The organism is Marisediminicola sp. UYEF4 (assembly GCF_040546025.1).
GTDB lineage: Bacteria > Actinomycetota > Actinomycetes > Actinomycetales > Microbacteriaceae > Marisediminicola.
This window is the reverse complement of the sequence record NZ_JBEPNA010000001.1, coordinates 126,630-138,909: the sequence shown is the minus strand read 5'-3', so window position 1 is coordinate 138,909 and position 12,280 is coordinate 126,630. Positions and strand designations below refer to the sequence as shown.

13 protein-coding genes and 2 pseudogenes are annotated in these 12,280 nt (G+C 64.3%); 8 read left to right on the top strand and 7 right to left on the bottom strand.

All coding sequences use genetic code 11. From position 1 onward, the window contains the following. Positions 1-58 precede the first annotated feature (58 nt). Both ABIB15_RS00670 and ABIB15_RS15280 read right to left on the bottom strand, forming a co-directional pair. Entirely contained in the window at positions 59-1,246 is a 1,188-nt protein-coding gene (locus ABIB15_RS00670) for an ADP-ribosylglycohydrolase family protein (protein ID WP_354474447.1), read from the bottom strand. 103 nt (positions 1,247-1,349) lie between these two features. Beyond that, positions 1,350-1,460 (bottom strand): annotated as a pseudogene (locus tag ABIB15_RS15280) (ADP-ribosylglycohydrolase family protein); the annotation flags it as partial. Positions 1,461-1,527: 67 nt separating this feature from the next. Between ABIB15_RS15280 and ABIB15_RS00665 the strand changes: the two are divergent. Continuing rightward, on the top strand, positions 1,528-2,148 hold the full coding sequence (locus ABIB15_RS00665; protein ID WP_354474445.1) for an NUDIX hydrolase: 621 nt from the start codon (positions 1,528-1,530) through the stop codon (positions 2,146-2,148). 30 nt (positions 2,149-2,178) lie between these two features. On the opposite strand, the gene ABIB15_RS00660 is transcribed toward ABIB15_RS00665, so the two are convergent. From ABIB15_RS00660 to ABIB15_RS00640, 5 genes are all read right to left on the bottom strand, one after another. Next, the gene (locus ABIB15_RS00660; RefSeq protein WP_354474443.1) at positions 2,179-2,859 is read right to left on the bottom strand and encodes a vWA domain-containing protein; all 681 of its coding nucleotides are present in this window, start codon (positions 2,857-2,859) and stop codon (positions 2,179-2,181) included. A 156-nt stretch (positions 2,860-3,015) separates the two neighbouring features. Further along, entirely contained in the window at positions 3,016-4,776 is a 1,761-nt protein-coding gene (locus ABIB15_RS00655; protein WP_354474441.1) for a DNA/RNA helicase domain-containing protein, read from the bottom strand. Further along, positions 4,763-5,083 (bottom strand): nucleotide pyrophosphohydrolase, encoded by a 321-nt coding sequence (locus tag ABIB15_RS00650; protein WP_354474439.1) that lies wholly within the window; start codon positions 5,081-5,083, stop codon positions 4,763-4,765. Before ABIB15_RS00650 ends, ABIB15_RS00655 begins: the two co-directional genes overlap by 14 nt. Before the next feature lie 37 nt (positions 5,084-5,120). Beyond that, entirely contained in the window at positions 5,121-8,018 is a 2,898-nt protein-coding gene (locus ABIB15_RS00645; protein WP_354474437.1) for a DEAD/DEAH box helicase, read from the bottom strand. Beyond that, entirely contained in the window at positions 8,015-8,413 is a 399-nt protein-coding gene (locus ABIB15_RS00640; protein WP_354474435.1) for a (deoxy)nucleoside triphosphate pyrophosphohydrolase, read from the bottom strand. The genes ABIB15_RS00645 and ABIB15_RS00640 overlap by 4 nt, the downstream gene beginning before the upstream one ends. 342 nt (positions 8,414-8,755) lie before the next feature. Here ABIB15_RS00640 and ABIB15_RS00635 point away from each other — a divergent pair, with 342 nt between their 5' ends. The 7 genes and pseudogenes from ABIB15_RS00635 to ABIB15_RS00605 all read left to right on the top strand — a co-directional run bounded on the left by ABIB15_RS00635 (position 8,756) and on the right by ABIB15_RS00605 (position 12,198). Further along, the gene (locus ABIB15_RS00635) at positions 8,756-8,956 is read left to right on the top strand and encodes an HNH endonuclease (RefSeq protein ID WP_354475111.1); all 201 of its coding nucleotides are present in this window, start codon (positions 8,756-8,758) and stop codon (positions 8,954-8,956) included. Positions 8,957-9,143: 187 nt separating this feature from the next. Further along, positions 9,144-9,440, top strand: coding sequence for a nuclease-related domain-containing protein (locus tag ABIB15_RS00630; protein ID WP_354475109.1), 297 nt, complete (start codon positions 9,144-9,146; stop codon positions 9,438-9,440). A gap of 63 nt (positions 9,441-9,503) precedes the next feature. Next, positions 9,504-9,713 (top strand): hypothetical protein, encoded by a 210-nt coding sequence (locus tag ABIB15_RS00625; RefSeq protein WP_354474433.1) that lies wholly within the window; start codon positions 9,504-9,506, stop codon positions 9,711-9,713. Positions 9,714-10,042: 329 nt separating this feature from the next. Beyond that, complete coding sequence (locus ABIB15_RS00620) at positions 10,043-10,255, top strand: hypothetical protein (protein ID WP_354474431.1); 213 nt, start codon at positions 10,043-10,045, stop codon at positions 10,253-10,255. 56 nt (positions 10,256-10,311) lie between these two features. Next, positions 10,312-10,419: pseudogene (locus ABIB15_RS00615) on the top strand (DUF2510 domain-containing protein); the annotation flags it as partial. Positions 10,420-10,653: 234 nt separating this feature from the next. Further along, complete coding sequence (locus ABIB15_RS00610) at positions 10,654-10,833, top strand: hypothetical protein (RefSeq protein WP_354475142.1); 180 nt, start codon at positions 10,654-10,656, stop codon at positions 10,831-10,833. Between the two features lie 105 nt (positions 10,834-10,938). After that, the gene (locus ABIB15_RS00605; protein WP_354474429.1) at positions 10,939-12,198 is read left to right on the top strand and encodes an NYN domain-containing protein; all 1,260 of its coding nucleotides are present in this window, start codon (positions 10,939-10,941) and stop codon (positions 12,196-12,198) included. Positions 12,199-12,280: the final 82 nt, after the last annotated feature.

The window sequence follows — 12,280 nt, the reverse complement described above, 5'->3', positions numbered from 1 at the left end:
GAGCATAGTGGCGAACAGAGCCTTACTCACGGACCGGTGGGCAGAAAGTGCGGCAGCGTTATTGATCCCCAGCGGCCACACGCCGCACCGCCGCCAGCAGGAACTCCTTCGGACGGGCATCCGGCAGCGCCGCGATGGCCTCGGCGAGCGCGTCGTCGATCGGAACGCCGAGGTGCCGCGCCGCATATAGCGCCCCGACCGACGGCGTGCGACTCTGCGCCTGAACGCAGTGCAGCAGCACCGTCTTACCCTCCGCACGGAACGCCGCCACGGCATCCGCCGCATCGGCCAGCACGAGATCGAGGTTCAGGTTCTTTGCCGGATCGGGGTCGTCGACGAGCCAGACCTCGACGTGGTCGCCGGCCGGCACGCGCGCCTGACCGCCACCGACCCGGCAGAGCGAGACGACGGCATCCGTCTCAACGATGTCGAGAGCGCCGACAGCGCCGAGCCACACGCCGTCGTCGTGCGGGTGCCGCACCAGGGCCGTGACGTCACCCCAGTCCGAGTAGTCGAAGCGGGCGGCGCTCGGCCAACCATTGCGATCGGGTAGCCCGGCGTTCGCTGCAAGCACGCCCAGGTCGATGAGCCCCCGGGCACGTAGACCGGACCAGCCATGCACGATGCGCCGCCAGCGCGACGGCACGGCGGATGATCCGAAGCTGGCTCCCGCGAGCGCGCCGGCGATCGCCGCGACGGTGTCGGTGTCCCGCCCGCCGCGCACCGCCCGCTCGAGGATGTCGACGAGGCCGCTGCCGTGAGTGATCGCTGACCACGCCCCCTGCAGCGCCTGCACGACCCAGCCGTTGCGGTCGAAGTCCCGCGGATGCTGCGCCTCGGCCTCATCGAGGCGCGCCGCCCACAGGTCCCGCCGCTCCACGGGCAGCGCGGTCAGCCCGACGCGCACATCGAGCGTCCCGTCGAGCACGGCCGATCGGATCGCGAGGCACCAGAGCACGCAGGCGTCGCCGGTATCCGCCTCGAAGTGGGTCAGGTCACTCACCCGCCGGGCGGCGAGCGCGAGGCCTGCCGGATCGTCGAGGTAGGCGAGGGCGAGCGGACCGGTGCGCATGAGCGAGCCGTTGCCGCCGGAGCGGCCGCTGGACTCGTGCACCGCGCGGGCAACATCCCTCGCCGCGGCCTCGGTCGGCGCGGCCATCGCCTTCAGCACCCGCCGGGTCTGGATGCCGACGTCGGTCGCGGTGCGCGCCCAGTCGACCCATTCGTCGACGATGCGGTCGAGCACGGCCGGGTCGTCGAAGCGATCGCCGCGGGAGGCCGCCCTCGCGATCGGTCCACTCCCCCGGTGCCCAGCCGAATCCGCCGCCGCCCTTCATGCTGACCGGTGCGTCGTCGGCGAGCGGGTCGCCGAACTCGTAGCCGGCGCCGAGGGCGTCGCCGCAGGCGAGTGCGAGCAGCACTCCCGCGGCCCGGTCGTTCTGTGCGGAGTTGAGATTCATGAGGCCTCCCGAGTTAGCGCTGATTTGATCTAACTCCACAATAGCTCAGACGTGCGACAATCGTCGAGTGACCGACCCCACTGACAGCCACGGCAAGCGCCTGACCGACTACCCGCGCCCGTCGGTCGCCGTCGACACCGCGGTGCTGACCGTGCGCGACGGCGTCCTCTCGATCGCCCTGGCCGACACTGCCGGCGGGCGCCGACTGCCCGGCACATTCCTGCACGAGGGCGAGACGCTCGCAGATGCCGTGCGCCGCTCGCTCGAGGTCAAGGTCGGCATCCGCGGGCTCGTGCCGCAGCAGCTGCACGTCTTCGATGCGCCGGGGCGCGACAGCCGCGGCTGGGTGCTGTCGGTCGCGCATCTGCTGGCCGTGCGCAGCGACGCGCTCGAGCACGTCGATCTCGTGCCGGTGGCTGATGCCGTCGGGCTCGCCTTCGACCATGACGAGATCGTGCGGCTTGCGCTCACCCGGCTGCGCGAGGTGCACCGCGAGCATCCGGACCCCTTCGGCCTGCTCGGCGAGGAGTTCACCCTGCTCGAGCTGCAGCGGCTGCACGAGGCAATCGATCCGGCCACGCCGAAGCGCGACACCTTCCGCCGCACGATGCTCCGGATGCTCGTCGAGACGGGCGAGATCCGGCAGCGCACCGTCGGCAAGCCCGCGCGGCTGTTCCGGCACGCGTAGGGCACGCGCAATGGAACAGCCGCGACCTCGTTAGCTCTTCGACTCGGACGAGCTCGATTCGCGCGGCGTGCGCGCGGGACGCGCGGCTTCACGCATCGACTGCAGCCGCTCGCCCGAGTCGAACCCGCGCTTGGTCTTGCTGCGCACGTCCTTCACATAGCGGCCCATCGAGGCGCTCATGCCCGCGACGCCTTCGGCTCCGGCCGCGTACGTCATCGAGCTGTCAGCGTCGAAGCCCATGCGCTGGCCGGCGAAGACGGCATCCTGGTTGGCGCCGAGGAACACGAAGTCCCAGGCGTACTGCTCCTTCTGCTGCGTGACGAGAGCGCGCACGGCGTCGCGACCGAACTCGCGGCTCGAGTTCTCGTCGCCGTCGGTGACGACGACGACCTGCACGGTCTCCGGGCGGGCGTGCTCCGGCAGCGCGGCGAGCACCCGACCGAAGGCGGTGACCGACTGGCCGACCGCGTCGTACAGCGCCGTTCCGCCGCGGGGGTCGAGGGTCACGGTGACGGTCTTCGGGTCGGCCATCGAGCACTGCAGCTCGATCTCGGTGTCGAAGGTGACGATGTCGACCGTCAGCAGCCCGGGCTCGGCGGCCTGCTCGGCGAGCATCGCGGTGAGTCCGCCCACCATGTCGTCGCGGATGCTCGCCATCGAGCCGCTGCGATCGATGACCAGCAGCATTGCGGTGTAATTCGGATCAGTCATGGTGTTCCTCTCGGCCAGGGCACTCCCGGGTTGGGAGTGAGATGAGTGTCTGTCATGCCACTGACATTGGTGTCCGCAGTGGGGCATGGGCCAGACGATCACCTGCGCGGAGCGGCAGGAATTGACGGATGTTGCCGACGGATTCAGCGCCCGTAACTACGCGCTGACAGGGATGAACCGCTGAAGATACGCCCGCAACCCCGGATCACACACGTACACGAACGTCCCCCGAATCCCTCGGGTCAGCAGCACCGCATAGATATTCGTGATGAACCGCAGCAGGTCGTCATCGGTGTACACCTTGCCACTGACGCGATTGTTCTCCTTGCCCTTCGCATCGAAATACGATCCGCGATCGACGAACAGCTTGCCAGCAACCGCGTCGTACCGAAGGTCGGGCCCCATGATGACGCCGGCGTAGTTCAGGTCGTAGCCCTGCACCGTGTGGATGGAGCCCACTTCGTCGAGCGACTTCGGCGAGGCAATCCAGTCGCGCTGCGTGCTGTTCCAGCGCAGCTGGCATCCGTCGACCTCGATGTCGTACGCGGTCTTGTCTGTCTTCGTCTTCCATGGCCAGGCGAATCCGGCGAGCAGGCGGGAGAGCCCCGACTCGGCGTCCTTGCGGCGGACCTCCTCGCGCATCTCGCCGAGGCTGCCGAAGAGGCGGAAGTCGTAGCCTTCGAAATCCTGAGGGGTGACCGGCGTGCCAGCGAGAATGCCCCTGACATAGCCCACATAGTCCGCGCCCGCCTGCACGCGCATCTGCGACACCAGCGGGTAGTGCCGCTCCGTGCTCCGTGCGCCGAGCACGAGCTCGCGGAGCAGCTCGGCTGGCACGTCGGCCGGGCGCACGCTCTGCGCGGCATCCAGCAGGAAGATCTGGTGCTTGCTCTTCGCCCGGATCCAGTCGAGCTGGGTCTTCGATGTGTCATCCCAGCCGAAGAGCTTCTCGGTGATGTCGCGGAACTTCTTGTTCTGCACACCCGAGGGCTGGTTGGCCCGCTGGTTGAGCCGGTGCGACTCGTCGACGACGAGCAGGTCGAAGTGCTCATCCGCCATCCCGACATCGAACGCGGTCATCACCATGTCGTCGCGCAGCCCGGGTGTTTTGCGGAACACCTTCTTGATCGACTCGCGCAACGACTGCTGCGGCACGACGAGGCCGATCCGGATGCCCGTGAGCTGGTCCCGATACTCCTCGGCGAAGAAGTCGGAGAACATCGTGTCGCTGTCGAGGTCGTCGGCGGGGGTCGAGCCGGCGATGTCGACAAGCAGCTTGATCAGGTAGATGGCGATGACCGTCTTGCCCGTGCCCGGGTCGCCCTGCACCACGATGGTGCTGTTGGTGTCGGCCGCGAGATCCTCGAACAGTCCCTCGAGGATCCCCTCGACCGCCACCGCCTGGTCGGTGGTGAGCGCCTTGAACGGCGAGAGTTTGAATAGGTCGCTGTTCTCAATCTGCGGGATGCTGCGGGTGAAGACACCGTCGCGCGCAAGCTCGTCGAACACCTCGCGAAAGGTCTCGCGGTACTTGTCGCGATCGTAATAGTCAGCCTCAGTGATGCCGTCGTTGCGGTTAAGCACCCGGTACGAGCCGTCGCCGGCCAGCATGCGGATGAGGTACGACTCCAGGTCGAGGCAGACCGACTTGTTGAATGTCTCGTCGACGATGACCCGGATCGTGCTCAGGTGCTTCTTCTCGGCGGAGCCGAAGTGCTGGCGCATCCGCGCCGCTGCGTTGCGCGATTCTCCGACGTAGACGTCGTCGAGTCGCTCGCCGCGGACCACTTTGCGCCCGCCCTGGGCGTCGTCCAGCACGTAGACCACTGGCCAGTTGGTATTGCGATGATCGATCGGGGCCCAGTTCGCTACGGCACTCGGGGTGAAGGCGATCCGTGCGATGTCAAAGGGCGTCATACTTCGCGCTTCGCCCCCGCGCCTTGTCGGCCGGATACTTCGCCCGCGTCACGGCGAGCTTCTCGCGAACGAGTTGATCCGGATCCGCCCCGAGGCGATCGGCGAGCAGGATGCAATAGGTGAGCACGTCAGCAAGCTCGCCGCGCACTCGATCGGTGTCGGCATCTGCGCTCCACTGAAAGCACTCGAGCAGCTCGCCGGCTTCGATCGCGATGCTCTTCGCGAGGTTCTCGGGGGTGTGGAACTGCGCCCAGTCACGCTCGGCGACGAAGGCGGCTAGTTCGTCGCTGAGCGAGGGGTCGGGCATGGCGTCAATTTAGCAGGTGAGGGGTTCTCGGCCCCGCTCAGCGCGTCACGGTTCGGTGAAAGTAGTCGAACAGCCCGGCATTGATGGGTTCATCGAAGTGAAGATTCATGGTGACGACGGAGAGCGGTCTACCGTCAGCCCCGGGCATGGTCGTTTGTACGGCGTCGGCCGACTGGGCCAGGCCGAGGTAGTAGAAATCCGCTCCTTCGGCATCATCCTTCTTCGCAAATACGTGAAGGTCCACCACGTTTTCAACGATCGGGCGCACATCAGGGCTCACGAGCGTTCGCTTGCTCTTCGTGAACCACAGCATGGTGCGCGGGTCTATCAGCTCGTCTTCATAGGCGGTGCCGGCCGAGACCTCGTGCGACTTGTCGAGAGTAACGAAGATTGGGCACGTGGCCGTGCGCGAATCCACCTTGTAGCCATAGACGGTCGAATACATGTTGCTCGACCAGTTGAGGAGGCGACATGCGTCCTTGCGTGAATATTGAAGCCCAGGCGTGAACGGACGATCCGGACGATAGCGGTGGGCGATCAGAGCCAGACCTGTGGCTATGACGTCGTCCATGTCGCGCCGGAATACCGCCGAATCCTGGTAGGACCGGGCGACTTCCGCCGAAAGGCGCAGTCCGCCGACCGCGGTGGTCTCAGCGAGCCCTTCGACTTGGAGGTTCTGCCGCTCGGTCGCGGTATTGAAGTCAAGCGTGAGGCTCCGCATCGCGCTGGCGGCAGTTACCTCCGCGGGCACAGCGGCTTCGGCGAGAGCCGTCACGATTTCACCCGAATTAACCTCGCCGTGCCTCAGTAGCTCCCGCAATAGAAGCAATTCGTGCTGGCGCTTGGCCGTGAAATATTCCTTGGAGATGGCACTGAGGATGCGCGACTCGGCGGGCGTTAGTCCGGACGCTTCCTTGAACAGCTTGACGAGCAGTTCAGGGTAGTTGCCCACCTTCGTCGCGAGCAGGACAGGGTCCACGGACTCGAAGCGCAGAAAGTCCAGGAGCAGTGGCATGTGCCCCACGCGGTGGCGCACGACTTCGATGGCTGCCTTCAGATTGTGGAGGCTGTCGAGTTTGGCCGTCGCGAGAGATTGCAGGACTCGCTCCTGGGCGATGCGATCGAATCGAACGCTCGAGAGCCCTGCAATCACGCCAACCTCCTCTGCCGCGATCAGGTTCTTGCGCAGCGATTCCCGGTTCAGCGAGTCGTCTCCGAATAGCGCGATGGGAATCATAAAGTTGTTCGCGTAATTACCGATGAAGTCGATGACGACCAGATAGTCCTTGCCATCGGCATTCCGCAGGCCTCGCCCCAGCTGTTGAACGAACACGATGCTTGATTGCGTTTGGCGCAGCATGACGACCTGGTTGATCGTCGGTATGTCGACCCCTTCGTTGAAGATGTCGACGGTGAGGACATAGTCGAGCTCGCCGGCTTCGAGCAGCTCAACCACGCGTTCACGTTCTTCGATCGAGTCGTCGCCCGTGAGCGCGACAGTTCTGAGCCGTGCGCCATGAAGGGTGCGCTCGTTGAGCTCGCGGGAGAGGGCATGAGCTTCGTCCTTCCGGCTGCAAAAGATCAGGCCGCGAGGAGCGACCCCTGCCTGCCCATATGCCTCCAAGGCGCTCATGACGTGCTCAACTCGCTTGGACCCCACGAGGTGCTCGAGGGACGTGATCTCCGATGTGGTGAATCCGTCGTCAAAGGTGACATCGGCTACGCCGTAGTAGTGGAATGGCGAGAGCATATTGAGTTCGAGTGCGCTCTTCAGCCGGATCTCGTAGGGCACGTTGTAATCGAAGATCTCGAATATGTTCACCCCGTCGGGTCGTTCCGGGGTGGCTGTCATACCAAGCAGGAATTCCGGTCGAAAGTGCTCAAATACCCGTTCGAAGCTCGACGCTCCAGCGCGGTGAACCTCGTCGATCAGGATGTAGTCAAATGCCGAAGGATCGAGTCCGTCGAGAACGTGACGCTGCGAAAGCGTCTGCACGGTCGCGAACACGTACCGTCGGTCAGTCTGCCGAGTGGCGCCGGCCAGTTTGCCGAAGTCGGTATCTGGCCCCCCGAGCACCCGTTGAAACTCGCGGATGGCCCTGTCGAGAATCTGCTCGCGATGCGCGACGAAGAGGAGGCGTTTGGGATTGACCGCGCGCACGTCGAGCGCCGAGAGGATCGTTTTGCCGGTTCCAGTGGCGGAGATGATGAGAGCTTTGTCATTCCCCATCGCTCGCGACTCCGCGATCGCACTTAAGGCTTCAATTTGCATCCCGTTCGGCTGGATGCCTGGTCCAATGGCCGCTGGAGCACCTCGGGGCGAAAGGGTGCGCGACGCGGGAACCTGCGGCTCCCAACCGCTCGCGTACGCGTCAATCCATTCCTGAGTCAGGGGAACTGAACGGAATAGCTCGTCATCGAGCAGATTGGTGAATTGCTCCGCAAGGTCGCCATCGCGCGCTGCCGAGACCCGCAGGTTCCACTCGTGGTTGCGCACGATGGCGTTCTCGGTGAGATTCGAGCTCCCCAGAATGGCTGTGACGCCGTCCGGGCGCTGGAAGACGTACCCCTTCGGGTGGAATGCCGAATCCGAGTGCAGTCGGACGTCGATTCCAATTCGCCGCAGGTTGAGCAGCTCAGCGAACACCTGCGGAGAATTGAAGCCGAGGTAGTCTGAGGTCACGATTCGACCGACGCCCTCGAAGTCGACCAGCTCCTGCTTCAAAAGTGCGATCGCTCGCGGGGTCACGAATGCAACCGAAAAGGTGAACGAGGTCGCGCGCTTCAGTTCATTGCGCAGCGCACGCAGCATCGAGTTGTTGGCCGTATTGAGCACGAGCTTTGGCTGCATCTGGCGGGGTGCGATGACGTCTCGATCAATGTAACCGAAGCTGACATCCTGCCCGAAACCGACGTCGTCCCGCCCGATAGTCACCGCGAGACGAACTTGTGCTGAATGAGCTCGACGGCAGGGATATCGGCGGGAGCCCACTCGACAGACTGAAACTCACCGGGGAGTAGCCATGCCAAAGCTTCGTGCTCCGACACTTCGGGTACACCCTCGGTGAGCTCGCAGTAGTACGTAGTCAGCGACACGACCGCAAACTCATACTCATGGGTGGTCGACGTGACTTCGTCTCCCACGCTGACATGGCAATTCAGCTCTTCGAGAATCTCGCGGGCCAGAGCGGCGCGAGGAGATTCACCGTTCTCGACCTTGCCGCCGGGGAACTCCCACATGCCCGCAAGTAAACCCGTTCCGCGTTGAGCGCACAGCACTGATCCGTCCCGCACAATTACGGCACCAACAACTTCGAGGTGCTTCTTCATTCTGGGTCCTTTCGGCGCGAGGAGAGCGTCCGAGTCGCACGCAGGAACGCACCAGTCGCCATCGGTTCCCAGCCTATTGGGGCACTGAGAACAATCGGAGCCACGCTCATAACCAGACCGGCTATCGAGCTCAAGCTCTTCCGGCGCCAAAAAGTGCCATATCCCACCCCGGAAGCGCGGGTCACGACGAAGGTGACCTACACGAGTCCCAAAGGGCAGAACTCCTACTCAAAACAACTCGAATGGGATTTCAGCCAACTGGCAGTCGGACTTCGAACGGCGCAGCTGAACCGAGCACGTCAATCGACCACGGCGGCTCTACGCCAGCGGGAGCGATCCCGCATGACAGATCGCGTACGGTCGGCAATTATGCGCCGGGACAACTATCCGTGCCGAATGTGCGGTGCGTCTCGGGTTGATGGCACCAAACTGCATGTTGATCACATGAGGCCCGTAAGCCGCGACGGACTGACCGAGGAAAGCAATTTGCAGACCCTCTGCGAGGCTTGCAACCTCGGCAAGAGCAACGTAACCATTGGCTGACATGAGCTCTGACGCAAGGACCGCGCTCACGCATCAATCAGGTCGCCCAGCGACCGCATCAAATTGCAGCCAGTAACTCCGATGTCACCGGACCTCGTCGCGCGATAGGCGTCGACGGTGCCTCGCAAATCGCGGGCAGGCTCACTCGCTCGGCTCGAAACTCAGTTGAGGGAGCTGCAGTGCCCCACTGACAGCAGCGATATGCCCAGCGGCGGCCCCTTGGCACCTCGGACTTCTCGGCGAGCGCCGCATCGCCGGAATTCTCGCCCTGCTCGGTGCCGGCACGACCGTGCTGCACTCCGTGCCGGTCGAATCGAAATTCAGCGACATTGACCATGTCGTCATCAGCCAGGCGGGCATCTTCACCATTAACACGAAGAATCACCCCGATCAGCCGGTGTGGGTGGGCGGCCGCGGGATGATGGTCGGCGGCAGCAAGGTGCATCATCTTGGCAACGCAGTTCATGAAGCGAAGAGGGCCTAGCGGCTGCTCTCGTCCGCAACCGGTCTGACCCTCCCGGTCACCGCGGTCATCGCCTTGGTCGGTGTGCGTCAATTCACAATGCGCCAGCCGCCCATCGGCGACGGCGTCGACATATCAGTGGTTCACGGAGGGCACCTACTGCCGCTGCTGTCCGGTCGGCCCGTCTTCAGCCCCGAGGAGGTGCAGCGGATCATGGATGCCGCCGTTCGGCCGCGTACCTGGAGCATCACGACACCGAGGGAGCCGGGAGTTGCCCAGCTCATCAGCGTCTAAGAGGCCTTCGAGTCGCTGACTGTCGCCCCGACCACCCCGCCGGCGTACCAAGGCAGCAGGCTCCTCCATCCTGCCGTTGTGGTTTTGCTCGCCTTGGGTGCGACGCCGGCTGGCGGTGTAATACTGCTCCTTGGTTCGGTGGCGCTCGCAGCATTGTTCAGCGCACGCTGACCCATTGGGGAACCAAGCAAAGTGCACAAGCAATTCGTGGTTGGCCTGGCGCATGCGACCTACGCCGCCGCTCCGCCTTAGATTCGATGGATCGACTGGCGCCTCTCCCCCTAAACGAGTGTCTATCATTTTCCCCCGCGCCTCGATACGTTGATCCCATGAACCCAGACGACATCATCGGCATTGCCGGCTACGGCGGCTTGGCGATCCTGTTCTGGATCGTTCTCCTAGTTGGAGGCTTCATCCTCTCGGCGTGGATCATGAGCCTTTACATCCGGTTGATCCTCAAGTTCTCTCGCAGCGCGCTCGATCGCGAGTACCGCTACATGCGTGGTGACTACTACGTTCCGGCTCGCGCGAACCGGCAGTAGACACGCACCCGGTCAAGGCATTCTCCGCGAGTTCCAGAAGCACGAAGGACACATCCGTGACTACACCTGTCTCAGGCTGGTATCAGGACCCAGCAGACCCGTCCGATCCTGAACAGTTCCGATGGTGGAACGGAATCAACTGGTCGGAGGAAACCCGGCGCCGAGTGCCCCCGCCGATCGAGCCAACGCCTGCGCCATTTCGGCCGCCATCTCCATCGTCGAGTGCTGTGCCATATGAGCCCGTTGCCCGCGTCTACGCACCCATGTCTGGCTACACACCTCGAGACATCCACGTTGAGACTGGGCCGTCCGCACCCCTGTCACGCAAGGAGAAAGACCGCGAACGCCGTCAGAGCAACCCGATGGCGTACACGGGACTTCTTTTGTCTCTTGTGGGGATGCTATTCAATCCGCTCGCACTGCTGAGCATTCTTGGGCTCGTGTTCTCGGCGGTCGGCCTTGCCTCGTCGTACCGCCTGGAGAGATTGGGCGCACGGACGACGGGACGCGGAACCGCGGGTGTGGGCATTGCACTGGGAGTCATCGGGGTCGCGCTCTTCCTGTGGTTGATCATCTAGTCAGCTAGCAGCCCCGGACAACCTCAACGGGAGCGCGGTACCCCTCGAGTGACGTCCCGCACTGAAAGAACACCAGCGGCAGCCCCCGCCAACGAGAGGAACTCCATGGCCGACCCCGTCGGACGCAGAGACATTGCCGTCTTCATCGACCTGGAGAACCTGTTCGGCGGGTACGGGGCGGATGTCTCTGGCGTGCCGCTCTCCCGCATCCTGAGCGAGATCCGGGCGGAGGTGAAGAGTCTCAAAGTCGGCTCTCTCGCCGCCACCACCCGGGCCTACGCGAATTGGGGATTCAAGGGGATGACGACCTACCACCGTGAGGTGCTCGAGAACGGGGTGGAGCCCGTTCACATCTTCTCGAACGACGGCCGCGCATCCGCCAACACCGACGGCCGGCGCAAGAATGCGGCGGACATCCAGCTTGTCGTCGACGCGCTCACGGTCGCGGTCGAGGCGCCTTGGGTGAAGGTCTTCGTCATCGTGAGCGGCGATGGTGACTTCGTGCCCCTGGTGCGACGCCTGCAGTACCTCGGGAAGGTCGTGATCGGGGTCGGCCTGAACGACGGACGCGCGGGCGGCGTCAGCAAGCTCCTGCGAACAGTGGTCGACCACTTTCTGGAGGTGAGGGTTGGCGACGACCTGCTGAGTCCAGTGCCGCCCCTGGCCCGCGCGAAGGCTGATGCGACGGTCACGAAAGCGGTGGTAGCGGCTCTGCCCTCGGTGCCATCCGACAGGATCCCGTCACTCAAGGAGTACGTCGCGACTGTGGTCCAGCTCACCAAATCGCACCCGAATGCGCTGAAGTCCGGCGCGGTGGATGGCGCGGTGATGGGCGGTCTGCTGCGCCGCCGCTGGCCGCGGGTCACCTACTCGGACTTCGATTACAGAACGCTCGGCAGTTTCATCGAGGACGCCTGCAAGCTCCCGATGTTCCGCCCCAACCTTGTGAACGCCTCGCCCACCGCCGCCCCGGCCGCCCAGCCCAAGGAGGCGACCCCTCCGTCATTGCGGGCAGAGCTCGAGGCGGTCCCGCCGCGCATCTCCTATCCCGAGATTGGGCCGCTGACGAAGGTGTTGACCGAGCTGACGCTCCAGTTCGAGCCGCTGCCGTTCGACGATCTGTCAGACCGCGTCGGGGGCGAGCTATCGGATGTGCCGGCCGAGCAGATCCGTCTTGCCCTGCGGCTGCTCCTCTCCATTGGGGCGTTCAGCGAGGTCGGCATGGACGGCCTCAACTTGAGCGACGACGTCGCATCCGTCGAGGACGGCATCAGCCTCGTGCTCGACGACGCACAGCGGCGGGCCCGGACGATCGATCGCAGCGTGACTAGGGCCGAGGTCGAGGCAGCTCTGTTTCCTGAGTGAACGGCACGTCGGGATGGACTTCACCTGCGCCAGCCCGATCGAATGAACCTCGCTTGAAACTCCCTGTCTAGGCCGTTGTCCC

Excerpts from the sequence above, each read along its gene's own strand:
- ABIB15_RS00620 (WP_354474431.1), top strand. The coding sequence starts at position 10,043 with ATGAACCCAGACGACATCATCGGCATTGCCGGCTACGGCGGCTTGGCG.
- ABIB15_RS00605 (WP_354474429.1), top strand. The coding sequence starts at position 10,939 with ATGGCCGACCCCGTCGGACGCAGAGACATTGCCGTCTTCATCGACCTG.
- ABIB15_RS00640 (WP_354474435.1), bottom strand. The coding sequence starts at position 8,413 with ATGAAGAAGCACCTCGAAGTTGTTGGTGCCGTAATTGTGCGGGACGGA.
- ABIB15_RS00655 (WP_354474441.1), bottom strand. The coding sequence starts at position 4,776 with ATGACGCCCTTTGACATCGCACGGATCGCCTTCACCCCGAGTGCCGTA.
- ABIB15_RS00650 (WP_354474439.1), bottom strand. The coding sequence starts at position 5,083 with ATGCCCGACCCCTCGCTCAGCGACGAACTAGCCGCCTTCGTCGCCGAG.
- ABIB15_RS00610 (WP_354475142.1), top strand. The coding sequence starts at position 10,654 with ATGCTATTCAATCCGCTCGCACTGCTGAGCATTCTTGGGCTCGTGTTC.
- ABIB15_RS00635 (WP_354475111.1), top strand. The coding sequence starts at position 8,756 with ATGACAGATCGCGTACGGTCGGCAATTATGCGCCGGGACAACTATCCG.
- ABIB15_RS00660 (WP_354474443.1), bottom strand. The coding sequence starts at position 2,859 with ATGACTGATCCGAATTACACCGCAATGCTGCTGGTCATCGATCGCAGC.